The organism is Geodermatophilus amargosae (assembly GCF_041028265.1).
Taxonomy (GTDB): Bacteria; Actinomycetota; Actinomycetes; order Mycobacteriales; family Geodermatophilaceae; genus Geodermatophilus; species Geodermatophilus amargosae_A.
This window is the reverse complement of record NZ_JABGCW010000020.1, coordinates 1-23,980: the sequence shown is the minus strand read 5'-3', so window position 1 is coordinate 23,980 and position 23,980 is coordinate 1. Positions and strand designations below refer to the sequence as shown.

At 76.6% G+C, this 23,980-nt stretch carries 23 protein-coding genes; 14 read left to right on the top strand and 9 right to left on the bottom strand.

Going from position 1 to position 23,980, the window contains the following annotated elements:
• Positions 1-43: 43 nt before the first annotated feature.
• Both HLV61_RS20995 and HLV61_RS20990 read right to left on the bottom strand, forming a co-directional pair.
• A complete protein-coding gene (locus tag HLV61_RS20995; protein ID WP_369258988.1) occupies positions 44-412 on the bottom strand; it encodes a hypothetical protein in 369 nt (122 codons plus the stop codon).
• A gap of 200 nt (positions 413-612) precedes the next feature.
• The gene (locus HLV61_RS20990) at positions 613-924 is read right to left on the bottom strand and encodes a hypothetical protein (RefSeq protein WP_369258986.1); all 312 of its coding nucleotides are present in this window, start codon (positions 922-924) and stop codon (positions 613-615) included.
• 329 nt (positions 925-1,253) lie between these two features.
• Between HLV61_RS20990 and HLV61_RS20985 the strand changes: the two genes are divergently transcribed.
• From HLV61_RS20985 to fabG, 3 genes are all read left to right on the top strand, one after another.
• On the top strand, positions 1,254-1,631 hold the full coding sequence (locus tag HLV61_RS20985; protein WP_369258984.1) for an STAS domain-containing protein: 378 nt from the start codon (positions 1,254-1,256) through the stop codon (positions 1,629-1,631).
• A 131-nt stretch (positions 1,632-1,762) separates the two neighbouring features.
• Positions 1,763-2,974 carry an acetyl-CoA C-acetyltransferase gene (locus HLV61_RS20980; protein ID WP_369258982.1) on the top strand — a complete coding sequence of 404 codons (1,212 nt, stop codon included), beginning with the start codon at positions 1,763-1,765 and terminating at the stop codon, positions 2,972-2,974.
• Positions 2,975-3,048: 74 nt separating this feature from the next.
• The gene (gene fabG / locus HLV61_RS20975) at positions 3,049-3,810 is read left to right on the top strand and encodes a 3-oxoacyl-ACP reductase FabG (RefSeq protein ID WP_369258980.1); all 762 of its coding nucleotides are present in this window, start codon (positions 3,049-3,051) and stop codon (positions 3,808-3,810) included.
• A gap of 40 nt (positions 3,811-3,850) precedes the next feature.
• On the opposite strand, the gene HLV61_RS20970 is transcribed toward fabG, so the two are convergent.
• Together HLV61_RS20970 and HLV61_RS20965 are read right to left on the bottom strand one after the other, a co-directional pair.
• On the bottom strand, positions 3,851-4,708 hold the full coding sequence (locus HLV61_RS20970; RefSeq protein ID WP_369258978.1) for a DUF1206 domain-containing protein: 858 nt from the start codon (positions 4,706-4,708) through the stop codon (positions 3,851-3,853).
• A gap of 2 nt (positions 4,709-4,710) precedes the next feature.
• Positions 4,711-5,550, bottom strand: a complete 840-nt coding sequence (locus HLV61_RS20965; RefSeq protein ID WP_369258976.1) for a DUF1206 domain-containing protein — start codon at positions 5,548-5,550, stop codon at positions 4,711-4,713.
• A gap of 131 nt (positions 5,551-5,681) precedes the next feature.
• On the opposite strand from HLV61_RS20965, the gene HLV61_RS20960 reads away from it, so the two are divergent.
• From HLV61_RS20960 to HLV61_RS20950, 3 genes are all read left to right on the top strand, one after another.
• Positions 5,682-6,308, top strand: coding sequence for a hypothetical protein (locus tag HLV61_RS20960; RefSeq protein WP_369258974.1), 627 nt, complete (start codon positions 5,682-5,684; stop codon positions 6,306-6,308).
• A gap of 73 nt (positions 6,309-6,381) precedes the next feature.
• Positions 6,382-8,043 carry an SIR2 family protein gene (locus tag HLV61_RS20955; protein WP_369258972.1) on the top strand — a complete coding sequence of 554 codons (1,662 nt, stop codon included), beginning with the start codon at positions 6,382-6,384 and terminating at the stop codon, positions 8,041-8,043.
• Positions 8,044-8,081: 38 nt separating this feature from the next.
• Positions 8,082-9,302, top strand: a complete 1,221-nt coding sequence (locus HLV61_RS20950; RefSeq protein WP_369258970.1) for a cytochrome P450 — start codon at positions 8,082-8,084, stop codon at positions 9,300-9,302.
• Between the two features lie 132 nt (positions 9,303-9,434).
• Here HLV61_RS20950 and HLV61_RS20945 read toward each other — a convergent pair whose 3' ends face one another.
• The 3 genes from HLV61_RS20945 to HLV61_RS20935 form a co-directional block, all read right to left on the bottom strand.
• Positions 9,435-11,747, bottom strand: a complete 2,313-nt coding sequence (locus HLV61_RS20945; RefSeq protein WP_369258968.1) for a HelD family protein — start codon at positions 11,745-11,747, stop codon at positions 9,435-9,437.
• A 97-nt stretch (positions 11,748-11,844) separates the two neighbouring features.
• A complete protein-coding gene (locus tag HLV61_RS20940; RefSeq protein WP_369258966.1) occupies positions 11,845-12,570 on the bottom strand; it encodes an alpha/beta fold hydrolase in 726 nt (241 codons plus the stop codon).
• Positions 12,571-12,611: 41 nt separating this feature from the next.
• Entirely contained in the window at positions 12,612-13,289 is a 678-nt protein-coding gene (locus HLV61_RS20935) for a hypothetical protein (protein ID WP_369258964.1), read from the bottom strand.
• A 263-nt stretch (positions 13,290-13,552) separates the two neighbouring features.
• Between HLV61_RS20935 and HLV61_RS20930 the strand changes: the two genes are divergently transcribed.
• Positions 13,553-13,684, top strand: coding sequence for a hypothetical protein (locus HLV61_RS20930; protein WP_369258962.1), 132 nt, complete (start codon positions 13,553-13,555; stop codon positions 13,682-13,684).
• A gap of 40 nt (positions 13,685-13,724) precedes the next feature.
• Here the strand turns inward: HLV61_RS20930 and HLV61_RS20925 are convergent, their stop codons facing one another.
• Positions 13,725-14,441 carry a hemerythrin domain-containing protein gene (locus tag HLV61_RS20925; protein WP_369258960.1) on the bottom strand — a complete coding sequence of 239 codons (717 nt, stop codon included), beginning with the start codon at positions 14,439-14,441 and terminating at the stop codon, positions 13,725-13,727.
• A 157-nt stretch (positions 14,442-14,598) separates the two neighbouring features.
• Between HLV61_RS20925 and HLV61_RS20920 the strand changes: the two genes are divergently transcribed.
• The 4 genes from HLV61_RS20920 (at position 14,599) to HLV61_RS20905 (ending at position 20,550) form a co-directional block, all read left to right on the top strand.
• Positions 14,599-15,396, top strand: coding sequence for an alpha/beta fold hydrolase (locus HLV61_RS20920; RefSeq protein ID WP_369258958.1), 798 nt, complete (start codon positions 14,599-14,601; stop codon positions 15,394-15,396).
• 7 nt (positions 15,397-15,403) lie between these two features.
• A complete protein-coding gene (locus HLV61_RS20915) occupies positions 15,404-18,172 on the top strand; it encodes a SpoIIE family protein phosphatase (protein ID WP_369258956.1) in 2,769 nt (922 codons plus the stop codon).
• 138 nt (positions 18,173-18,310) lie between these two features.
• A complete protein-coding gene (locus HLV61_RS20910) occupies positions 18,311-19,480 on the top strand; it encodes an acyl-CoA dehydrogenase family protein (protein WP_369258954.1) in 1,170 nt (389 codons plus the stop codon).
• Positions 19,477-20,550 (top strand): acyl-CoA dehydrogenase family protein, encoded by a 1,074-nt coding sequence (locus tag HLV61_RS20905; RefSeq protein WP_369258952.1) that lies wholly within the window; start codon positions 19,477-19,479, stop codon positions 20,548-20,550. The genes HLV61_RS20910 and HLV61_RS20905 overlap by 4 nt, the downstream gene beginning before the upstream one ends.
• A 39-nt stretch (positions 20,551-20,589) precedes the next feature.
• On the opposite strand, the gene HLV61_RS20900 is transcribed toward HLV61_RS20905, so the two are convergent.
• Complete coding sequence (locus tag HLV61_RS20900) at positions 20,590-21,210, bottom strand: hypothetical protein (protein WP_369258950.1); 621 nt, start codon at positions 21,208-21,210, stop codon at positions 20,590-20,592.
• Between the two features lie 139 nt (positions 21,211-21,349).
• Between HLV61_RS20900 and HLV61_RS20895 the strand changes: the two genes are divergently transcribed.
• The 3 genes from HLV61_RS20895 to HLV61_RS20885 all read left to right on the top strand — a co-directional run.
• The gene (locus tag HLV61_RS20895; protein ID WP_369258948.1) at positions 21,350-22,084 is read left to right on the top strand and encodes a type 1 glutamine amidotransferase; all 735 of its coding nucleotides are present in this window, start codon (positions 21,350-21,352) and stop codon (positions 22,082-22,084) included.
• Between the two features lie 131 nt (positions 22,085-22,215).
• Complete coding sequence (locus HLV61_RS20890) at positions 22,216-22,950, top strand: alanyl-tRNA editing protein (protein WP_369258946.1); 735 nt, start codon at positions 22,216-22,218, stop codon at positions 22,948-22,950.
• A 96-nt stretch (positions 22,951-23,046) separates the two neighbouring features.
• Positions 23,047-23,980, top strand: a 934-nt coding sequence (locus tag HLV61_RS20885; RefSeq protein WP_369258944.1) for a hypothetical protein, incomplete at its 3' end; no start/stop codon positions are given.

Sequence of the window (23,980 nt, the reverse complement as noted above, 5' to 3'; positions counted from 1 at the left end):
TCCCGCCGCGAGCCTGCGAGCGGTGGGGGGCAGAGGGGTCCTCCTAGTGCCAGCGGGGAGCGGCCAGGGCACCGGGCGCGTGCCCGTGCGCCGAGGTGCGGCCGCCGCCCCGGCGGGCGGCGGTGCCGCCCGCCGTCGGTGCGGCGGCGGTCGCCTGCCAGCAGCGGAACAGCGAGCTCCACTGCTCCGCCGTCAGCGAGCCGGCGCGGGCGGTCGGCGCCAGCCCGGCGGTGCGCAGCCACCGGATCCCGGCGACGCCGGGGAGCTGGGCACGCAGGACCGGGCCGAGCGCCGCCCCCGGTGCGGCCAGCACGGAGGAGGCCAGCCGCTCGAAGGCGGCGGCGTCCGGAGCGGGGAGGGCGTCGCGCGCGGCGGCGGCCGCGGCGGTCAGGGAGCGGACGGGACGTGACACGGGGGCCTCCGGGGGGAGGTCGGACCGGCCGCGGGCAGCCGGCAGCCAGGGGAGGGCGCGCCCGGGTGGGCGGACGGGAGCGGGGAGCGGCAGCTCGACCCGCGGGCGTCCCGGTCGGGGACGCGGACGTCGCAGCGAGGCGGTCGGCTCAGGAGCGCATGCGGCGACGGTAGGGCGACCGGCGTCCCCCGTCGAGCGGTTTAGCGCCGGCGCTGCGGGTCGTCGGCGGCCTGGGGAGCGCGGCGCGCCTGGTGGGCCTCCCAGCGCTCGCGGTCGCGGGCGCGGGCGTCGGCGCTGCGCTCCCAGCGCTCCTTGCGCCGACGCGCGCGGAGCACCTCGCGCTCCTCGAAGGTGGAGTGCTCGTCCCAGTCCCGGGCCATCGCGAGGACCAGCAGCAGGACGGCGCCGAAGATGACCAGCCCCGCGCTGACGAGGACGTCGGGGATGGCGAGGAACGCCACGACCGAGACCGCCGCCCAGACGAGGACCGCCAGCACCAGTCGCCTGTTCACACCGACCAGTATCCCCGCCCGCGCGGCCGGGGAGGAGGGACCGCCGGGGGAGGCGTGCGCCACGTCGGGGAGCCGTCGGCGGACCGCCCGCGCCCGGGCCGGTCGTCGGTGGACGACCAGGTCACACCCCCGGTGGGGGCGGGGCGACACGCCGGGAACGGCGGGTGGACACCCGGGGGAGGACCTTGCGTCCCGTCCGCCCCGGGGCCTACCGTCCGGATCGCGGTTCAACATCAAGCCGTGCATCGCACATGCCGGACTCCGCGCCGTGGTGTGGCCTCACAGCCGCTGTCCTCCGCACGGGTTCGCCCTCGACCGAGGAGCGCACCGTGACCACTCTCTCCCAGGGCCCACCCGCCACCCCAGGTCCCCTCGACGACCTGCTCACCGTCGACACGGTCCTCCTCGACGACGTCGTCCGCCTCGTGCTCTCCGGTGAGGTCGACTGCGCCACCGCACCGCTGCTGCGCCGCGCGCTCGACACCGCCTTCGCCTCCGGGCCGCGCCTGGTGACCGTGGACCTCGTGGCCGTGACCTTCCTCGACTCCGCCGGCCTGTCCGCGCTGGCCGTCGCACACCGCACCGCCGCCGCCCAGGACACCCGCCTCCGGGTCCTCGTCGGCACCCGCGCCGTCAGCCGGGCGCTGCAGGTCACCGGGCTCTGGGACCTCCTCGGCGTCGAGCAGGTCGAGCGCGGCGCCGCCTGACGGCGGACCCCCCGAGACGGGCCCCTGCGAAGGGGGCCGGTCCTCCACCTGACTGCGCGTGGCACGTCCCCGGGGAGCACACTCGGCGTCGGGGCGGGGCCGTGCCCGCCGTCGGAGCCGAGGAGGACGCCGTGCGTGACGCGGTCATCTGTGAGCCGCTGCGGACCCCGGTCGGGGGTTTCGGGGGATCCCTGCGCGACGTCCCCGTGCAGGACCTGGCCTCGACCGTCGTCAAGGCGCTCCTGGAGCGCACCGGCCTGCCGCCGGAGTCGGTCGACGACGTCGTCCTCGGGCACTGCTACCCGACGATGGAGGCGCCGGCGATCGGCCGCGTCGCCGCGCTGGACGCCGGCCTGCCGGTGACCGCCGCGGGCATCCAGGTCGACCGCCGCTGCGGCTCGGGCCTGCAGGCGGTGCTCTACGCGGCGATGCAGGTGCAGACCGGCTCGGCGGAGGTCGTGCTGGCCGGCGGTGCGGAGTCGATGAGCAACGCGCCGTTCTACTCGAACGCCATGCGCTGGGGCGTCAAGGCCGGCCCCGGCGTCCTGCTGCAGGACGGCCTGGCGCGCGGCCGCGTCACCGCCGGCGGGATCAACCACCCGGTGCCCGGCGGCATGCTCGAGACGGCCGAGAACCTGCGCCGCGAGTACGGCATCGGGCGCGAGGAGCAGGACGAGTACTCCGTGCGCAGCCACCACCGCGCCGCCGCCGCCACCGAGGCGGGCCGGTTCGCCGACGAGATCGTCCCGGTGACGATCACGGGCCGGAAGGGCGACACCGTCGTCGACCGCGACGAGCACATCCGTCCCGACTCGAACGTCGAGACGCTGGCGAAGCTGCGCCCGATCATGGGCAAGGACGACCCCGACGCCACCGTCACCGCCGGCAACGCCAGCGGCCAGAACGACGGCGCCGCGATCTGCGTGGTCACCTCGCCGGAGAGGGCGGCCGAGCTCGGGCTGCGCCCGCTGGCCCGGATCGTCTCGTGGGCCGTCGCCGGCGTCCCGCCGAAGACCATGGGCATCGGCCCGGTCCCGGCGACGGCGAAGGCGCTCGACCTCGCCGGTCTCAAGCTGTCCGACGTCGACCTCATCGAGCTCAACGAGGCCTTCGCCAGCCAGGTCCTCGCGGTGACCCGCGAGTGGGGCTTCACCGAGGCCGACTTCGACCGCATGAACGTCAACGGCTCGGGCATCTCGCTGGGCCACCCGGTCGGCGCCACCGGCGGCCGCATCCTCGCCACGCTGACCCGCGAGATGGACCGCCGCGGCGCCCGCTACGGCCTGGAGACGATGTGCATCGGCGGCGGGCAGGGCCTGGCCGCCGTCCTCGAGCGCGTGTAACACCCCGCCCGGCGTGTCCGGGGGCTGCCCGGCATGATCGGCCGGCAGCCCCCGACCCCGAGGAGAGCCTCCCCATGAGCGAGTCCACCGCCCGCGTCGCGATCGTCACGGGCGCCGCCCGCGGCATCGGTGCGGCCACCGCGCTCCGCCTGGCCGCCGACGGCTTCGCCGTCGCGGTCATCGACCTCGACGAGTCCTCGACCGCCGGCACGGTGCAGGCGATCGAGGCCGCGGGCGGTCGCGCGCTCGGGGTCGGTGCCGACGTCGGCGACCCCGAGCAGGTGCAGGCCGCCGTCGACCGGGTGGCCGCGGAGCTCGGCCCGCCGGTCGTGCTGGTCAACAACGCGGGCGTCACCCGCGACAACATGCTGTTCAAGATGACCGACGCCGACTGGGACCTGGTCATGCACGTCCACCTGCGCGGCTCGTTCCTCATGACCCGCGCCTGCCAGAAGTACATGGTGGACGCGACGTGGGGCCGCGTGGTCAACCTGTCGAGCACGTCGGCGCTGGGCAACCGGGGCCAGGCCAACTACGCGACGGCCAAGGCCGGGCTGCAGGGCTTCACCAAGACCCTCGCGATCGAGCTGGGCAAGTTCGGCGTCACCGCCAACGCGATCGCGCCGGGCTTCATCCAGACGGAGATGACCAAGGCCACCGCCGAGCGGATCGGCCGCGACTGGGAGGAGTACGTGGCCGAGCGCGCCGCGGCGATCCCGGTGGCGCGTGCCGGCGTCCCCGAGGACATCGCGCACACCGTGTCGTTCTTCGTCAGCGAGGGCGCGGGCTTCGTCTCGGGTCAGGTCGTCTACGTCGCCGGCGGCCCCCGCAACTAGCGCCCCGTGGGGGCGGCAGAGACGGCCGTTCCTGCCGCCCTCAGGACGACGGGTCCCGGTCGGGGTAGCGGGCGCGCGCCAGGGCGTAGACGCCGAACGCCGCGAACCCTCCCGCGACGACGGTGAGCAGCACCGGGCCCGCCCCCGTGCGGCCGATCGCGGTCATCGCGCCGTCGAGGCCGGTGGCGGTGGAGACGTCGGCCGTCGTCGCGGCCCGCCACAGCAGCACCCCGACGACGCCGAACGCCACGCCCTTGGCCACGTAGCCGATCCGGCCGACGACCTCGATCAGCGGCTCCCACCGGTCGGGCGCGGCGGGCAGGTCGACGTCGCGCATGAAGCCGCCGGTGACGCCGCGCCACAGCGAGTAGGCGCCCACCGCGACGATCCCGGTCGCGGCCGCCGCCACCGCGACCGCGCCGCCGGGCACCTCGAGCGTCTCCCCGGTCAGCTCGCGCAGCCGCTCGTCGGCCTCGTACTCGGCGCCGACGGCGAACAGCAGCGCGGTGGCCCCGAGGACGGCGTAGACGGCGGCCTTGGCCAGGCACTTGGCGCAGACGACCGCGGTGCGGATGCGGTGCTCGGAGTCGAGCAGGCCGTGCCACCACAGCAGCACCTCCCCGCCCTGCCACAGCGCCAGCGACAGCAGGCCCAGCCCGATGGCCCAGAGCAGCACCGATCCGCCCGGCGTGCCGGCGACGGTCTGCAGCGCGCCGGTCTGGTCGGCGTCGGTGCCGTGGGCGCCGCGCGACACCCGCCAGGTGAGCCAGGCGATGAGCAGGTGCACCACGCCGTAGGCGACCAGCCCGATCCGCGCGGCGGCGGCCAGCACCGGGTGGTCGGTGACCTCCCGGGCGGCCGCGACCGCCCGGTGCACCGGGCCGAGCAGGCGGGGCACGCTCAGGTGCGCTCGGGGTAGCGCGCCCGGACGAAGCAGAAGGCGCCGAACGCGGCGATGCCCAGGGCCACGATCGTCAGGAGCGCCTTGCCGAACGGGGCGTCGAGGACGGTCCGCAGCGCGCCGTCGAGACCCGAGGCCTTCGCGGGGTCGAAGGTGATCGCCGACCAGACGAGCAGCGCGCCGACCACACCCAGTGCCACCCCCTTGGCCGGGTAGCCGACCTGGCCGAGGCGGGTCACGGTGCGCTCCGCGGTCGGCGGGGCGGAGGCGAGGTCGATCTCCTTCAGGAAGCTCTTCTTGACGCCCTTGAGCACGTGGTGGACGCCCACGCCGATGACGACCAGGCCCGCGAGGCCGACCAGCCATCGGCCGCCGGGCCACCCGAAGACGCCGGCCGCTGTCTGCTGCTGCTGTGCCGAGCTCGACTGCCCGCCGCCGGTGGCGAACCGGAACGCGGTGTACGCCAGCGCCGCGTAGACGAGCGTCTTGGCCACGGCCTTGACCGTCTTCGTCACCGCCCGCTTGCGGGTCTCGCCCGTCGCCGACCAGCCCGACCGCCAGCGCAGCACCTCGGCGATCTGCCACAACGCCAGGGCGACCAGCCCGATGCCCAGCACCCACAGCAGCGGCTTGCCGACCGGCGAGGCGGCCAGCGTGCCCATCGCGCCGGACTGGTCGGCCGACTGCCCGCCACCGGTCCACGCCAGCTGCAGCGCCAGCCACGCGATGAGCAGGTGCACCACGCCGTAGGCGATCAGCCCCACGCGGGCCAGGGTCTCGAGAGCGTCGCTGTTCCCCGCCCTGCCGGCCGCGCCCATCGCCGTTCCCGGACCGCTCATGGAAGGCCTCCTCTCGGCTCCCCCTGCTGCGACGGACCAGCGTGGCACAGCACGGGGCCCCGTGCCCGGCCGGCGATCGGCCCACCGGACCGGTCCGCCGGGCGCGCTGCCGGATGCGGGACACTGACGGCGTGGCCAACGCGACGACGGCAGCACCCGCGCCCCTCCGCACCGAGCGGCAGACCGCCCGCCGGACGTGGCCGCTGCGCGCCGCCCTCGGCGTCGTGCTGGTCGTGCTCGCGGTGGTCGCCGTGCTGACCGGCGACCTCGGCGCGCGGCTGCTGCTCGGCGGGCTCGGCCTGCTCGCCGCCGCCCGCGGGGCCGGGCTGCTGCGCGCGGGATCGGTGCCGGCCGGCGCGGCCGCCGTCGTCGGCGGGCCGGCCGCCGTCGCCGTGGCGGTGGTGTCGGCCGCCGCCACCGGCTGGGTCCTGCTGGCCGGGGTGCCGCTGACCCTGCTGGCCGGCGCGGCCGTCGCGCTCGCCCGCGGGGGTGCCGCCCGCCGCGCCGGTGCGGCCCTGCTGGTGTGGACGGTGCTGGTCGGTGCGCTGCTCGCCGGCACCCTCGTCTTCCAGGGCACCGACCGCGCCGCCGCCGTCGCCGCGGTGGTCGCCGCGCTGGCCACCGGTCTCACCGCGGTGCCGCTGCTGGTCGCCGCCGCCGGCCTGCGCGCGGTGGCCAACACCCCTGAGCCGCCCCGCGCCGCCGGTTGCGCGGGCTGCGCCTGCTCGGGCGGCGGCTGCGGGATCCCGCGCGCCTAGCGGCCTCCCCGCCGGGCCGCCCGCGCGAGGCCGCCGCCGTTCCGCGGACGGGGCGGTGGGTAGGGGAGCGGGCGTGAGTGCACACGTCTTCGTCGTCGGCGCCGACCTCACCCGCCTGTCCTGCGACGACGTGCTCGTGCCCACCGGCCGCACCCTGCGGATCGCGCGCAGCTGGGGGGCGCTGCTGCCCGACGACCTGGTGACCACCGAGGACGTCGAGGGCGTGTGCGTCGACCTGGCCTGGAACGGCGACGAGCGGGTGCTCGAGGTCCCCGGGACCGACGCGCGGCGGGCCTGGCTGCTCGACACCGTCGACGACTGCGGCCGCGGGCTGGACTGGCTGCTCGACGGCGCCCGCGAGGCGCTGGCCGCCGTCGCCCGCCGGGAGGTGCGCGAGCCGGTGCACGGCCGGGCGCGGCGACTGGTCGGGCTGCCGGCGCTGGGCACCGGCTGGGGCGGGGCGGCGGGGCGGCGCGGGGACCTGCTGCAGCAGCTGCTCCCGGTGCTGCGCGAGGCCGCCGCCGAGCACGGCTTCGACGTCGCGCTGGTGCTGCGCGGGCCCAGCGACCTGGCCGCCGCCCAGCGCATCCGCCGCGAGGACACCGCCGGCTGGGACCTGCCCGATCCGCTGCGGGCGCTGGCCGAGCAGCTGGGGGAGCGGGCCCGGCGCGGGCAGCTCGCGCTGTTCATCGGCGCGGGGGTCAGCGCGGCGGCCGGGCTGCCCACCTGGGAGCAGCTGCTCGACGAGCTGGCCGGGCACTCGGGCCTGGACGGCGACCTGCGCGAGGGGCTGTCCCGGCTGCCGCCGCAGGACTCCGCGGCGCTGCTGGCCCGCGAGCTCGGCCGGGAGCGGCTCGAGGACTTCGTGCAGGAGCGCTTCGGCCCCGGTCCGTACGCGCTCGCGCACGCGCTCATCGCCGACCTCCCGGTGCAGGAGTTCGTGACCACCAACTACGACCCGCTGGTGGAGCTCGCCGCCGCCGACATCGGCCGCGACCTGTCGGTGCTGCCCTACGACGAGCCCCAGCCGGGGCGGCCGTGGCTGCTCAAGCTGCACGGCGACGCCGCCCACCCGGAGAGCGTCGTCCTCACGCGCGAGGAGTACCTGCAGCTGGGCGACTCGCGGGCCGCGCTGGCCGGCGTCCTGCACTCGCTGCTGCTGACCCGGCACGTGCTGTTCGTGGGCACCTCGATGCTCGACGACGACCTGATCCGCATCGCCCACCAGGTGCGCAGCGCCGTGCAGGGGTCCGACCGGGGACAGCGGACCCCGTCGGGCACCGTGCTCGCGCTGCAGGAGGACGCCGCGCGCAGCCGGCTGTGGGAGCAGGACGTCGAGACGGTCGCGATGGCGCGGGGCGACACCCCGCCGGCGGAGGCCGCGCGCCGGCTGGAGGTGCTGCTCGACCTCATCGGCTGCCTGTCCACCCCGCCGACGGGCTACCTGCTCGACCCGGCGTACCGCGGGATGCTGTCGGCCGGGGAGCTGGCGCTGGCCGACGCGCTGCAGGCGGTGTCCGAGGTCATGCCCGAGGGCGCGGCGACGCCGTCGGCGGCCGGGGAGGTCGCCGCCCTGCTGCGCCGGCTGGGCGCCGGACGCTCGGCGGGTCGGCGTGACGGCGGCCCGGACGCCGGCCCGGACGCCGCCCCGGACGACGGCGCCTCCGGCGAGGAGCCCGCCGACGCCGCCAGCGAGCCGCGCGACGACCGCCTGCAGGCCCAGCGCCCGGGCTGAGCGGTTGGCCCGTCCCCACCCGGGGAAGGGCGGGACCCATGCGTCTCGAGAACTCCCTCGCCCTGCTGACCAAGGGCTACGCCTGGCTGCCCGACCTGCGCCGGGCGCACGGGGAGCGGGCGGTCGGCACGCGGCTGGGCGGGCTGCCCGCGGTGGGCATCGAGGGGCCCGAGGCGGCGCGCTTCCTCTACGACGAGGACCACGTGCACCGCGCGCACGCCATCCCGGAGCCGGTGCAGGGCACGCTGTTCGGCAAGGGGGCCGTGCACACCCTCGACGGCGAGGCGCACCGGGTGCGCAAGGCGATGTTCGTGGCGATGCTCATGGACGGCGCCGGCATCGAGGCGCTGGTCGACCGGGCCACCGCCGCCTGGGACGACGCCGCGCGCGAGTGGGCCACCCAGCCGGAGTTCGTCGTCTTCGACGAGTCGGCGCGGGTGATCGCCGGCGCCGTCACCCGGTGGGCCGGCGTGCCGATCGACGACGCCGACGTGCCGGCGCTGACCGACGACCTCCTCGCGATGGTCGACGGGTTCGCCACCGGCGGGCCGCGGCACTGGCGCGCCCGGCGGGCCCGCGGCCGGCGCGAGGACTGGCTGGCGACGATCGTCCGCGAGGTGCGCTCCGGCCGGCAGACGACGCCGCCGGGCTCGGTGCTCGGGACGGTGGTCCGCCACCGGGACGCCGACGGCGAGCACCTCGACCCACGGGTGGCCGCCGTCGAGCTGCTCAACGTCATCCGCCCGACCACCGCCTGCGCCTGGTTCATGGCCTTCTCCGGGCACGCGCTGACCCGCTGGCCGGAGTACCGCAAGCGGCTGGCCGAGGCCGATCCGGCGTTCGCCGAGGCGTGGGCGCACGAGGTCCGGCGCTTCTACCCGTTCGCGCCGTTCATCGGCGGGCGGGCGCCGCAGCGGCTGGAGTTCGGCGGGCAGGAGATCCCGAGGAACGCGATGGTGCTGCTCGACCTGTACGGGCAGAACCACGACCCGGACCTGTGGGAGGACCCCTACGCCTTCCGGCCCGAGCGCTTCCTCGGCCGCGAGATCGGCGCGTTCGACCTCGTGCCGCAGGGCGGCGGCGACCCGCGCACCAACCACCGCTGCCCGGGCGAGCAGCTCACCGTGGCGCTGCTCGCCGCGCTGGCGCCGCGGCTGGCGGCGCTGGACGCCGACCCCGTACCGGACCAGGACCTCACCATCTCCCTGCGCCGGATCCCGGCCCGCCCCGCCAGCGGCGTGGTGCTGCGGCCGCGCTGACCTCCTCCACCGCGAGTCGTGCTCTGCCCACAGTCGTGGGCAGAGCACGAAAGCGGGAGCCGGGCAGGTTCCTCCTGCGCGCTCGTGCTCTGCCCACAGTCGTGGGCAGAGCACGAGCGGTGGGCAGACGGTTCAGGCCGTCGCGGGGACCAGCCGGTCGAGCACCGCGGGCAGCGGGCCGGGGGAGAGCACGGTGAGCCGCTGGGTGGCGCGGGTGAGCGCGACGTAGAGGTCGTTGAGCCCCCGTACGCCCTCGTCGAGCACGCCCTGCGGATCGGCGACCACCACCGAGTCGAACTCCAGGCCCTTGGCCTCACCGGGGACGAGCACCACCGGCCCCAGCGAGGAGTCCGCGCCCGGTCCCGACTGCACGTCCGGCCGCAGGGCCCCGAGCGCGGCGACGACGCCGACTAGCCGGCTCGGCGGCACGAGCACCGCCGTCGTCCCCTCCCGTCCGGCGAGGTCCGCGGCCACCTCGGCCACCCGCGCGGCGAGCCCGGCCTCCCCGGTCACCTCGGCGACCGGCGGCGTGCCGCCGGTGCGCACCGAGCGCGGGGGCGTGAGCCCGGTGCCGGTGGCGGCGAGCACGTCGGCGGCCACCTCCATGACCTCGGCCGGCGTCCGGTAGTTGACCGTCAGCTCCTCCAGCCGCCAGGCGTCGCCCACGTGCGGGCGCAGGACGGCGTCCCAGCGCTCGGCGCCGGCGAGGCTGCCGGTCTGCGCGACGTCGCCGACGACGGTCATCGACCGGGTCGGGCACCGGCGCACCAGCAGCCGCCAGGCCATCGGGGACAGCTCCTGCGCCTCGTCGACGACGACGTGCCCGAAGGTCCAGGTGCGGTCGGCGGCGGCCCGCTCGGCGGTGGTGCGCAGGTCCAGCTCGCGCTGCCGGTCGGCGAGGTCCTCGGCCGACAGCAGGTCGCCGGCGCTGAGCACCTCGGCCTCCAGGTGCTCGTCCTCGAGGTCCACCGACCGGGAGCCGTGCAGCACGTCGAGGGTCTCCTGCGCTCGGCGCAGCGCGCGCCGGCGGTCCCGGTCGGCGCGGGCGCGCTGCGCGCTGTCGTCGAAGCCGAGCAGCTCCTCGGCCTCCTCCAGCAGCGGCACGTCGGCCGGCGTCCACGCACTCCCGCGCGGGCGGTGCAGCAGCGCGCGGTCGGCGTCGGACCAGCCCGGCGTCGCGGCGGCGACGGCCGCCGGGTCGGCGAACAGGTCGGTGAGCAGCCGCTCCGGGGTGAGCACCGGCCACAGCCCGGCCAGCAGCGAGCGCACGCCGGGGTCCTCGCTCACCTCACGGCGCAGCGCGGCGACGTCCTCCCGGTCGAGCAGCTCGGCGTCGGCCTGCACGTCGCGGCCCAGCCGGTCGGCGTAGCGCCTGGTCAGCGTGTCCACGACCCGCCGCACGAAGAACGGCCGGGCCAGGTTGTGCAGCGGGTCGGCCCGGCGCGCGGCGGCCTGGGCGCGCGTGACGTCCACCGGCCGCAGCCGCAACCGGAAGCCGTCGACCTCGACCTCGCGCGGGCCGTCGGGCACCACCTGCCGGCCGGCGATCGCGGCGCGCAGCACGTCGACCATCTCCAGCCGGCCCTTGACCGCCGCGGTCTCCGGCGGCTCCTCGCCGCGCGCGTCCAGGCCGGGCCGCAGCTGGCCGAGCCCGGACAGCAGCACGCCGGTCTCGCCGAGGGAGGGCAGGACGTCGGCGATGTAGCGCAGGAAGGTCGGCGTCGGCCCGACGACGAGCAGCCCGCGGCGGGCCAGCCGCTCCCGGTGCGTGTAGAGCAGGTAGGCCGCGCGGTGCAGCGCGACGGCGGTCTTGCCGGTGCCCGGGCCGCCCTGGACGACGAGCACGCCGGCGGCGTCGCTGCGGATGATCCGGTCCTGCTCCGCCTGGATGGTCCGCACGATGTCGGTCATGCGCCCGGTGCGGGAGGCGTCGAGCGCCGACAGCAGCGCGGCCTCGCCGGTGAGCCCGGACCCGGCCAGGCCCGTGGTCAGCACCTCGTCGTCGAGGCGGACGACGGTGCGCCCGCGGGTGCGGATGTGCCGGCGCCGGACGATGCCCAGCGGGTGCACCGGCGTGGCCACGTAGAACGGGCGCGCGGCCGGCGCCCGCCAGTCGACCAGCGCGGGGTCCTGGGCGGAGTCGTCGCCGGGCAGGCCGATGCGGCCGACGTAGAGCGCCCCGCCGTCGTCGGCGCGGTCGATGCGGCCCACGCACAGCCCGGCCTCGGCGGCGTCGAAGGCGACCATCCGCTCGCCGTGGAAGCGGACGGTGGCGTCGCGCTCCTGCAGCGCCTGCGGGTCGACGGCGGGCCAGGAGATCGCCTGACGCCAGCGGCGCTCGGCCAGTTCGCGGGCGGCGTCGAGGCGGGTGTAGAGGTCGGTGACGTACTCCTGCTCGCGGGCCAGTTCGGTATCGGGGACGACGTCGGACGGGGTGGCCGGCACTGCACTTCCCTCTGCTAGGACGGGTTCCGGGCTCCGCCGCGCGGGTCGTCCCGGTGCGGAGAGCGGTCGTCCATCCTGCGCCGATCCGGGCCGCTCGTCACGTGACCTGGCGTGTCGGTTCCGGCACGAGCAGCGCCTCGAGGGCGTCGGCCAGCTCGGCGGGCCGGCCGAGCGCGCACAGGTGACCGCCGGGGACCTCGTCCACGTCGAGCCCCAGCCGCTCCCGCGCCACCCGCCGCTGCAGCGCGAGGGGGAAGAAGCGGTCGTCGCGCCCGGCGAGCACGCGGGTGGGCACGTCCGGCCAGGCGGACAGCGGCCACGGCTCGCCGAACGGCGTCCCGGACTGGTCCTCGGCGTGCTGCGCACCGGCCGCCCACACCTCCGGCGGGACGTCGTGCGAGAAGTCGGTCTCCACGTCGTCGTCCCCGGGCCGGCCCTGCGCGCGGGCCAGCCCGGCCCGGGCGGCGGCCTGGCCGACGGCTGCCCACCAGTCGCCGCCGGTCTCCCCGGGCCGGGGCACCATCGCGTTGAGCAGCACCAGCAGTTGCACCGGCCGCCGGGCGGCGACCAGCGGCACGGTCAGCCCGCCCATCGACTGCCCGACCACCACGGCGTCCCCGTCCGCGCCGTCCCCTCCTGCGACGAGGTCGTCGAGCGCGGCCGTCGCCACGGTGGCGTACGCGTCGAGCCCCGCGGCGTCGTCGTCGGCCGGCAGGTCGACGGCGACCGCGCGGTGTCCCCGCCGCTCGAGCTCGGGGACCAGCCGGTGCCAGTACCAGGCACGGCCGCCGGCGCCGGGGACGAGGAGGAAGGGGGTGCCCACGTCCTCCCGACCGGCGCCGGCCGCGGAACTCATCTGTCGCCTCAGAGGAGGTCGGCCAGCTCCGCGAGGGCCTCGGCCACCGCGTCGTCGTCGGCGGTGTTGCCCGTGATCTGCAGCGTGCCGGCGTCGGGGGCCTCGATCCCCGTGTCGTCGGACCCGGAGCCGCTGGTCAGGCCGTAGCCGTACTCGACCGAGACCTCCCAGTAGGACCAGCCGTCGGCCTCGGCGAAGGCGTAGGTCACCGACGCGTAGGCGTAGGAGGTGGGCGCGATGGCCTCCGACCAGTCGGCGTACCCGTCGTCGTCGACGTCGTAGGCGGCCGCGTCCACGTAGCCGTCGAGGTCGGAGTCGGCGCCCCACACGTCGGGCAGCGCGTTGCCGGTGGTGTCGACGCCGACCTCCTCGACGTAGCCGTCCTCGTCGCTGTCGAACGCGAACGTGTCGGCGTACCCGTCGAGGTCGGTGTCGACGGCGACCTGCTCGACGAGGCCGTTCTCGTCCCGGTCGACGGCCCAGGTGTCCTCGTAGCGGTCGCCGCTGTCGTCGAAGGCGTACAGGTCGATCCAGCCGTTGGCGTCGGTGTCGTAGGCGTTGTGGTCGTAGCCGGAGGCCGACGCGGGGCCGGCGGTGGCGAGCACGGCGGCGACCGCGGTCGCGGGGACGGCGGTGCGCAGCAGGGCGCGGGAGAGGCGGGTGCGGGGGGAGGTGGTGCGGGTCACGGCGGGGCTCCTCGGTCGGGAGCCGGGGGTCCGGCTCGCTGCGAGGACGCTCCCGCGCACCACCTGTGCGGGACTGGACGACGACTGGGGCACCCGCTTGCACCGGCGTCCCAGTGCCCTCCCAGTGCCCGGTGGCGCGAGAACGGCCGTGTCGAGGAGACCGGGTGAGGGAGAGACCGGAGCGTCCCGCAACCCGCAGGACACCTCCCCGTCATCCCGGCTGCCTACCGTCGGGGGCTCCCGGACGACAGGGGAGTACACCCATGGGCACCACCACGACCGAGCGCACCATCGAGCGCACCACCGAGCGGGCGACCTGGACCTGCCCGAACTGCCACGGCGCCACCACCACGGCCAAGAAGCGCTGCCGCGACTGCGGCACGTCGCGCTGGTGAGACCGGGGACGGGCCCGTCGTCGTGCCCGCTCCCGTTCCCCTAGTGCTCGGGTGGAGCCCCCCGCAGCCGGACCACCGCCGCACGGTGGCGCGCCCGGCCGGCCAGCCGCCACACCAGCCGGGTCCCCCGGTCCAGCCCCGCCAGCAGCCGTGCCCGCTCCGCGGGGGAGGCGTCCTCGAGGGCCAGCCCCAGCACCGTCATCTGCTCGCGTGCGCCGAGCGCCGGCCGCACGGCCCGCACGATCGCCGCCCAGTCGCGGGCCGGCAGGTGCGCCTCCAGCAGCGGCAGCAGGTCCCGCTCCTCGGCCTGCGTCTGCGCGTCCACGGCGGCCGCGAGGTCCAGGCAGGTGAGGGCGAAGGCGTCCCGGGCGGCCGGGGTGCCGGCCACCGCCCACTGCCGGGCGGCGGTGGACAGGTCGCGCAGCCGGTTGTCGACGGCGGCGCAGCGCGTGGTCCAGTCGGCGACGCGGTCGCGCGAGGGGCCGGCGAGGTCGCCGGGCAGCGCGCGCAGCAGCGCCGGCCACAGCAGGTCGCGCTCCATGGCGTGGTGGCCCAGCAGCACCCGGCCCAGCAGGTCGGCGTGCCGGGTGAGGGCGGCCGCGCGCGCGGCGTCGCCGGCCGGGGCCCAGGTCGACAGCTCGGCGAGCAGCCGCAGCTCGCGGCGGACCAGCCGGTGCAGCACGCGCTGGGAGTCGCCGGCCCTCGTGGCGACGGGGCGGACCGGAGGTGGACGGAGGGGGGCCGGAGCGACGGTCACGGGACACCTCGATGCGGCGCGGGGCGGGTCGGATACCGGATCGATCTCGTCCGGTACGTGCAGGGTAGGAGCCCGCCGGACGGGGCGACAGGGGTCCGTGCGCGGCCGGGTCCTCCCGGTTGGGGACAGGGACGCGCTCGTCCGTTACGGTCGCTGCGTGAGCGTGATCACGCGGAACTGCGTGCGCGTGAGGGGGCCGGAGTCCGCCCGGCCCATGGTCTTCGCCCACGGCTTCGGCTGCGACCAGACCATGTGGCGGGCCGTGGCGCCGGACTTCGCCGTCGACCACCGGGTGGTCACCTTCGACCACGTCGGAGCGGGCGGCTCGGACCTCTCCGCCTACGACCCGGACCGCTACGGGTCGCTGCGCGGCTACGCCGACGACCTCGTCGAGGTCGTCCGGGAGATGGACCTGACCGACGTCGTCCTGGTGGGGCACTCGGTCAGCTCGATGATCGGCGTGCTGGCGGTGCTGGCGGCGCCGGAGCGCTTCGGCGCGCTGGTGATGGTGGGCCCCAGCCCCCGCTACGTCGACGACGGGGACTACACCGGCGGCTTCAGCCGCGCCGACGTCGCCGCGCTCCTGGACTCCCTCGACAGCAACCCGGCGCAGTGGTCCGCGGCGCTGGCGCCGGTGGTCGCCGGGCCCGGCAACCCCGAGGTTGCCGCGGAACTGGCCGAGAGCTTCTGCCGCACCGACCCCCGCGTCGCCCGCGACTTCGCCCGGGTCACCTTCCTCTCCGACAACCGCGCCGACCTCCCGGAGGTCCGCGTCCCGACGCTGGTGCTCCAGTGCAGCGACGACGCCATCGCGCCGGAGCCGGTCGGCCGCTACGTGCACTCCCGGGTCCCGGGCAGCGTCTTCACCCGGCTGGCCGCCACCGGGCACTGCCCGCACCTGTCCGCGCCGGAGGAGACGGCCGCGGCGATCCGCGCCTTCCTGCGCGACACCTGATCCGGCCGTGACAGACCCAGCGGCGCACCGGGACGGGACCGGGCAGCGGGAGGAGCTCACCCGGCTGCTGGAGGAGGACCCCGCCGACCTCTACGAGAACGCCCCGTGCGGATACCTGTCGCTGGTCCCCGACGGGCGGGTGGTCAAGGTCAACCGGACCTTCTGCGACTGGACCGGCCTGGCGCCCGGCGCGGTCCGCGGCCTGCGGCTGCCCGACCTGCTCAGCGCCGGCAGCCGGGTGTTCTACGAGACCCACCTGGCGCCGCTGCTGCGCCTGCAGGGAGCGGTGCGGGAGGCGGCGCTCGACGTCGTCCGTGCCGACGGCTCGGTGCTGCCCTGCCTGGTCAACGCCATCGAGGTCCGCGACGACGCCGGCCGGCCGCTGCTGGTGCGCGCCACGGTGTTCGAGGCGACCTCGCGCCGGCGCTACGAGCGGGCGCTGCTGGCCGCGCAGCGGGCCGCGACCGAGTCCGAGGCGCGGGCCCGGACGCTGCAGCAGGTGGTCTCCGAGCTGGCCGCGGCCGGCTCGCCCGAGCAGGTCGCCGAGGTCGTCGTCCGCCGCGCACGGGCCGCGGTCGAGGCGAGCGGCGCCGGGCTGTGGCTGGCCGTCCCCGGGCCCGACCACGTCCCCGGGCAGCGGCCGGTGCCGGTGGTCCTGGCCGCCAGCGACGGGCTGCCCACCGCGCTGCTCACCGAGCTGGCGGCGGCCGCGCGGGGCGGGGCGGACCTGGTGCGCACCGGCGGGGTGCGCACGGTGCCGGTCGGGCCGGGGCTGCGCGCGGCCTGGCCGGCGCTGGCCGACGCGCTGCTGGGGGCCGGGCAGGACGCGGTGGTCGTCGTCCCGGTGTCGGCCGCCGACGACCGGCACCTCGGGGCGCTCGTCCTCGTCCTCGGCGTGGTCGGCGACAGCGAGCTGATCAGCCTGGCCGAGCCGGGCACCCGCGGATCCCTCCCGCAGGCCGACGCCGAGCTGCTGGCCACGCTCGGCCGCCAGGCCGGGCAGGCGCTGGAGCGCGTCCGGCTGAACCAGGAGACGGCCCGCCAGGCCACCCGCTCGGCGTTCCTGCTCGACGCCGCCCGGCTCATGGCCGCCGGGCACGGGGTCGCCGAGACGATCGGAGAGCTCGCCGAGCTGACGGTGAGCCGGCTGGCCGACATGTGCGTGATCGACCTGATGACCGAGGGCGGGCTGGTCGAGCCGGTCGTCGCGCACGCCGACCCGGCACGTCGCCCGCTGATCGAGGAGCTGCGCGACGTCCACCTGCCCCGCCGCGACGGCGCCCACCCGAGCGTGCGGGCGATGGTCGAGCACCGCACGGTCTGGCTGCGCGGCGTGGACGAGGCCGAGCTCGCCCGGTTCACCACCGGCCCGCGGCACCTGGAGGTCACCCGGGCCCTGGAGCTCACCGACCTCATCTGCGTGCCCCTGATCCTGGAGAACCGGCCGCTCGGGGTGATCTCGCTGGGCGCCGACGCACGGCACGGCCTGTTCACCGAGGCCGACGTCGAGACCGCCGAGCAGCTGGCCCTGCAGATGTCGCAGGGCATGGACGTCGCCCAGCGCTACGAGCTGGAGTGGCGGACCTCCCACACGCTGCAGGCCAGCCTGCTGCCGCCCGAGCCGCCGGAGGTGCCGGGGTACGCGCTGGCCGTCCGCTACCTGCCGGCCAGCCGGGGCGCCGACGTCGGCGGCGACTTCCACGACGTCGTCCCGCTTCCCGGCGGCGACGTGGCGCTCGCCGTCGGCGACGTCGTCGGCCACGACGTGACGGCCGCGGCCACGATGGGCCAGCTGCGCAGCGTCCACCGGGCGCTGCTGGTGGACCAGCCGGGGCCGGCGGCGCTGGTCGACCGGCTGCACGGCAGCTGGCCGCTGCTCGGGCTGCCGCGCATGGCCACCGCGCTGTTCGCCCGTCTGGACCCCACCACGGGGGACCTGCGGATCGCCTCGGCCGGCCACCTGCCGCCGCTGCTGGTCGCCGACGGTCGGGCCGAGCTGCTCGACGTCCGGCCCGGCCGGCTGCTCGGCGCACCGCCCGGTCCGGCGCCGGAGTGGTCGGGCCGGCTGGCGCCGGGCGCGACGCTGGTCTTCTACACCGACGGCCTCGTCGAGAGCCGCAGCGCCGACCTCGACGAGGGACTGGACCGCCTGCGCGCGGTGGCCGCCGCCGAGTCGGCCGACGGCGAGGGGATCGTCGATCCCGGCGCGCTCTGCGACCGGCTGCTCGACGCCCTGGCGGGCCCCCGCCGCGCCGACGACGTCGCCCTGCTGGTGCTGACCCGGACGGCCGCCGACCCCCTGGCGGGTCCCGCCGGCGAGGCGGACCATCGCAGCCACCGCCCCGTCGTCGGGGCCGGGTCGGAGGAGGCGGCCGTGGACCAGGCGCACAGTGACCTGACCGACGCCCTCGAGGGAGCCTGCGGGGACGTCAGCGTCTCCGGTGACGCGATGCGCTGGTCGCCCGGGCGGGCCGAGACGCCCGCCCCGCCCGTGGCCTTCCCGGCGCTCGACGTCGCCGCCGGGCTCGGCTCGGTGCTCGGCCTGGACCCCGCCGCGGTGCGCCGGCTGGTCACCGGCGCGGTGGACCGGCTGACGACGGTGGCCGGTGACGTCGCCGACGGGCTGCGCCTGCTCGCCCAGGACGCCTTCCCGAGCGACACCTCCTCCCGCGACGCCCTCTCCCGCGACGCTCTCTCCCGCGACGCCCTCTCCCGCGACGCTCGTTCCCGCGGCGCCACCCCCCGCGACGCCTTCCCCGGCGACGACGACCGCTGAGGGCCGGTGGGACCCGACGCCGTCCGGATGCGGGCCGCGGAGTGGGACATCCGACACCCCCGCGCGCGGGTGGGACACGGCGGTGACCTGTACAACCGACGGTGACAACTGCCACGCCGACGTGGGGACGTGTCCGTCATGAGCAGCAACCAGTTGACCCTGGCGCCCGCGCCGCCGTCCGAGGCAGCCGAGCGGGTCCGCCTCGAGGTCCGGGAGTTCCTCGCCGAGGAGCTCGCCGCCGGGACCTTCAGCACGCACGTGGACACCTGGCTGTCCGGCGTGGACCCGGAGTTCTCGCGGAAGCTCGGTGCCCGCGGCTGGCTGGGGATGACCTGGCCCAAGGAGTACGGCGGCCACGAGCGCACCGCGATGGAGCGCTACGCCGTCACCGAGGAGCTCCTGGCCGCCGGCGCCCCCGTGGCCGCGCACTGGATCGCCGACCGGCAGTCGGGCCCGAACCTGCTGCGCTACGGCACCGAGGAGCAGCGCAAGGAGATCCTGCCGCGCATCGCCGCGGGGGAGTGCTACTTCGTGATCGGGATGAGCGAGCCCGACAGCGGCTCCGACCTCGCCTCGATCCGCACCCGCGGCACCCGCAACGCCGACGGCGACTTCGTGGTCAACGGCGCCAAGGTGTGGACGTCGAACGCGCACCACTCCCACTACGGGATCGTGCTCGTGCGCACCGGCCCGCCCGGTGAGGGCCCGCGCGGCAAGCACCAGGGCCTGACCCAGCTGCTGGTCGACCTGTCGCTGCCGGGCATCCGCATCAACCCGATCCGCATCCTCGACGGCGGCCACCACTTCAACGAGGTCGTGTTCGAGGACGTCGTCGTCCCCGGCGACATGCTGCTGGGCACCGAGGGCGCCGGCTGGCACCAGGTGACCGCGGAGCTGGCCTTCGAGCGCTCCGGCCCCGAACGGTTCCTCTCCACCTGGCCGCTGCTGGCCGAGTTCGGCCGCCGCGCCGCCGCCACCGGCGACGCCGCGCAGCTGGCGGTGCTCGGGCGGCTGTCCTCGCGGGCGCTGGCGCTGCGTCAGCTGTCGCTGCGGATCGCCGCGGCGCTCGACCGCGGGGAGCTGCCCGACATCCCGGCCGCGCTGGTCAAGGACATGGGGACGACGTTCGAGCAGGACGTCGTCGACGAGGTGCGCCGGGTGGTCGACGTCCCGGCGTCGCTGGACAGCCCCGACCCGCTGGGCCGGGCGCTGGCCGAGGCACAGCTGCACGCGCCGGGCTACACGCTGCGCGGCGGCACCAACGAGATCCTCAAGGGGATCGTGGCGCGAGGGCTGGGCCTGCGATGAGCGACCAGGACCTGGTGGTCGAGACCGTCCGGGACATCCTCGCCGGGCACGAGCCGTTCGTCCTCTCCGCCGAGCGGCCGTGGGACGAGGGCCTGTGGTCGGCGCTGGCCGAGGCCGGGCTGACCGGCGTCGGTCTGCCCGAGGAGGCCGGCGGCTCCGGTGGTGAGCTGGCCGACGCCGTCGCGATCGTGCGGACGCTGGCCTCCGGCGCGGCCGCGGTGCCGGTGGCCGAGCAGCTGCTCGTGGCCGGCCCCGCGCTGGTGGCCGCCGACCTCGACCTGCCCTCGCCGGAGGAGCCGCTGACCGTCGCGGTCGACGGCACCGTGTCCGCCGAGCCGTCCGACGACGGCGACGGCCCGGGCCGGTTCGTGCTCACCGGCACCGCCACCGACGTGCCGTGGGCCGGCGTGGCGAGGCACGTCGCGGTGCTCGCCGCGGCGCCGCCCGGGATCGAGGGCGCGGTGCTGGCCGTCGTCGACGCCTCGGGACTGGCCGCCTCGTCGGCGGTGAACCTGGCCGGTGAGCCGCGCGGCTCCCTGGTGCTCGACGGCGTCGGGGTGCCCGGCGCGCTGCTGACCCCGGCGAAGGCCGCGCACGTGCGCGCCCGCTACGCGCTGACCCGTGCGGTGCAGATCTCGGCCGCGCTCGAGCAGGTGCTGGCCTGGACGGTGCAGTACGCCGGCGAGCGGCAGCAGTTCGGCCGGCCGCTGGGCAAGTTCCAGGCCATCCAGATGGAGCTGGCGCAGATGGCCGGTGAGGTCACCAGCACCACCGCGCTGGTCGACGCCGCCGTCCAGGCGCTCGGCCGCGGCGAGGAGACCGTCGGGCTGGCCGCGGCCGCCGCCAAGGTGCGCGCGGGGGAGGCCGTCGAGCGGGTGGCCAAGCTCGCCCACCAGGTGCACGGCGCGATCGGCTTCACGCAGGAGTACCGGCTGCACCACCTCACCCGGCGCTGCTGGTCGTGGCGCGACGAGGCCGGCACCGAGCTGGCCTGGTCGCAGGTGCTCGGGCAGGCGCTGGTCGCCGCGGGCCCCGACGACGTCTGGCCCGCCTTCACCGCCGTCGTGTGAGTCCGTGCCGGCGCCTCGTGCGGGCGCCGGCACGGGCCGTCAGACGGTCTCGGGCGCCCGCAGGTGGGCGAGCACGAGGTCGAACTCGGCGGCGTCGGTGATCTCGATCTTCATGGACCGGGCGAAGTCGTCCCGGGTGGCCCGGGCGTGGACGCGGCCGCGGTCCATGTCCTCGCGGTCCTCGAAGGTGACCGCGGAGGCGGCGCGGCCGCCTTCCCGGTCGACCATGAGGCTCACGCTGCAGAAGCCGGGGTAGTCCTCCATCCGCGGCACCAGCACGCTGCGGTAGGCGTCGAGGACGCGGTCGATGCCGGCGGGGTCGGCGCGCCACCAGGTCACCCGGGTGCAGGCGCCCGACGGTGCCTCCGACCGGCGGTGCATCACCGCGATCTCCCACTCCTGCACCTCGGCGGGGCCGCCGAGGACCTCCGCGGCCCGCTCGCGCAGTCCGCGCACCTGGTCGGCGCTGGCCCGCATCGCCTCGACGTCGGTCCACGACGAGGTGACGACGGCCCGGCCGCTCTCGCGGTCGGTGAGCATCGACAGGCCGGCACACCCGCGCATCTGGGTGAGCGCGGGCATGACCTCGTCGCAGACGAACGCGATCCCGTCGTCGACCTTCTCCGGGGTGCCGGCGACGGTGGTCGAGCGTGCGTACATGGCCGCTCCTCTCAGGGGCGGCGCTGCCCGTGCGGCACCGCCGCGGCCGCCAGCCTGCTCGCGGGGCGCCTTCCTGGGAAGAGGGGTTGCTGAGTGCGGGACGTCCGGGACCGTCGGTGAGGCTGCGGATACTGGGCGCATGCAGACCGCGCTGGTCCTCGTCCACGATGCCGACCCCTCCCGCGGGCACCGCCTGGTCGGCACCCTCCGGCCGGCGCTGGAGGCGCAGGGGCTGACGGTCGTCGTCGGGACGACGGTCGGGTCCTCCCCGCTGCTGACCGACCTGCCCGACCCCGCCGCGCTGCGCACGCTGGTGGTCATGGGCTCGGGCGCGGCCGCCTACGACGACACGGTGCCGTGGCTGGCCGCGGAACTGGCCTACCTGCGGCGGGCGGTCGACGCCGGGACGCCGGTGCTCGGCGTCTGCTTCGGCGGCCAGGCGCTGTCGCGGGTGCTCGGCGGGGTGGTGTCGGAGGCGCCGGCCGGTGAGCACGGCTTCCTCGACGTCGAGACGGACGACCCCGCGCTGGTGCCGGCCGGCCCGTGGTTCGAGTACCACGGCGACCGGTTCACCGTGCCGCCCGGCGCGGTCGAGGTGGCCCGGACGTCCCGGGCCGTCCAGGCGTTCGTGTCGGGGGCGCACCTCGGGGTGCAGTTCCACCCGGAGATCGACCCCGGCGCCTTCTCCGCGTGGGAGGAGACCTGGGAGCTGACCGGCCCGCCGCCGCCGGAGGCCGCCGCGAAGGTGCCGGGACTGCGCCGGGAGATCGCCGACCGCGAGCCGGAGGCCGCCGCGGCGTGCGCCCGGCTGGTCGGGGCGTTCCTCGCCCGCGCCGGGGCGCTGCAGGCGGAGGACGACGAGACGGCGGCGTGAGGCGGCGCCCGAGTCGATCATCGCCTGAGTGCACGGTCCTCCGGCGTGTCCGGCCGTGTCGCGTGCACGCGTCCGATGACCACGACAGGACCGGGCTCCCGGAAGGCCGCCGCGCGGGGCAGCATGCGCTGGTGAGCGCTGACCGGCACGGGCACACCCACCGCCTCGACCTCGCCGACGCCACCGTGCGGGAGTGGGACGCGATCGTCGTCGCGGCCGATCCCGAGCAGGGCATCGTGCTCGACCGCTCGGCCTTCTACCCGGGCGGTGGAGGGCAGCCGCCGGACGAGGGCGTGCTGCTGTGGGGCGGCGTGCGCACCCGGATCGCGGGGACCAGGAAGGGCGACGAGCTCTACCTGGTCCCGGTCGATGGCGACCCCGTGCCACCGCCGGGGACCGCCGTCCGCGGCGCCCTGGACGACGAGCGGCGGACCGCGCTGATGCGCACCCACTCGGGGCTGCACGTGCTGACCGGCGTCGTCCTGCGCGACTTCGGCGCGAAGGTCACCGGCGGCAACATGGAGCCGCTGACCGCGCGGATGGACTTCGACCTGGCCGAGGTGCCGCCCGACTTCAAGGACCGGGTCGCCGAGGCGGTGAACGCCGAGATCGCCGCCGACCGGCGCATCGAGGTGCGCACGCTGCCGCGCGAGGAGGCGTACGCGATCCCCGACCTCATCCGGACGGCCACCGACCTGCTGCCGCCGGACATCGAGCAGGTGCGGATCGTCGACATCGTGGGCCTGGACCTGCAGGCCGACGGCGGCACGCACGTGGCCTCGACGGCGATGGTCGGCCGCGTCGAGGTGGTCAAGATGGAGAACAAGGGGCGCGGGTTCCGCCGCCTGCGGGTACGCCTGGTCTGAGCCGGAGTCGCCCCGGGACGCCGTCGTGATCGACGAGCGAACCGGCCGGATCCGTTCTAATCTGCCGGAGTGCGGAGAGGGCCTTCCACACGGGGGGTGAGCAGCGGGGTCGATGCTGCCTGGTCCCGGCGGATCCTCTTCCTCGCCTGCCTGGTGGCCGGCTTGTACGCCCTCCTCCTCGTGGTCTCCGGCACCGCACGTGCCGACGACGAGCCGCTGGCACCCGCCGACTCGCTGCTCGGCGACGCGGCCGGAGTCGTGGCCTCGACGGTCGACGAGGTCGCCGGAGCGCCGGTCGTGGACGACGTCGCGGAGACGCTCGAGCCGGTGACCGACGCGGTCGCCGACGTTCCCGCGGAGACGCCGGCACCGGTCGTCGAGACGGTGACCGAGCCGGTCGCGCCGGTGGTCGAGACGGTGACCGAGCCGGTCGCGCCGGTGGTCGAGACGGTGACCGAGCCGGTCGCGCCGGTCGTCGAGACGGTGACCGAGCCGGTCGCGCCGGTGGTCGAGACGGTGACCGAGCCGGTCGCGCCGGTGGTCGAGACGGTGACCGAGCACGTGCCCCCGGTCGTCGAAGCCGTCGTGCCCCCGGCGGCCGATCCGGTCGCCGGCCGCGGCGTCCCTCCGGCGGCAGCAGTTGAGCGCGTGCTGCCTCCGGTGGCGGCGCCGGTGGTCGAGCGCGTGCTGCCGCCTGTCGCGGCGCCGGTGGCGTCCGCCGTCGGGCGCGTCGTCCCCTCGGTCGTCGAGGAGGTCGTGCCTCCGGTCGTGGAGGCGGTCGTGCCTCCGGTGGGGCCGGCGGTCGGACCTGTCGCGCGTCCGGTGGTCGAGCACGTGTTGCCGCCGACCGCATCGCCGGTCGCCCAGGGCGCCGTGCCGCCGGTCCTGCGACCGGCGGTGCCGGTGGTCGACCACGTCGTGCCTCCGGTCGAGGCACCGGTGGGGCCTGTCACGCGTCCGGTGGTCGAGCACGTGTTGCCGCCGACCGCGTCGCCGGTCGCCCAGGAGGTCGTGCCTCCGGTCCTGCGTC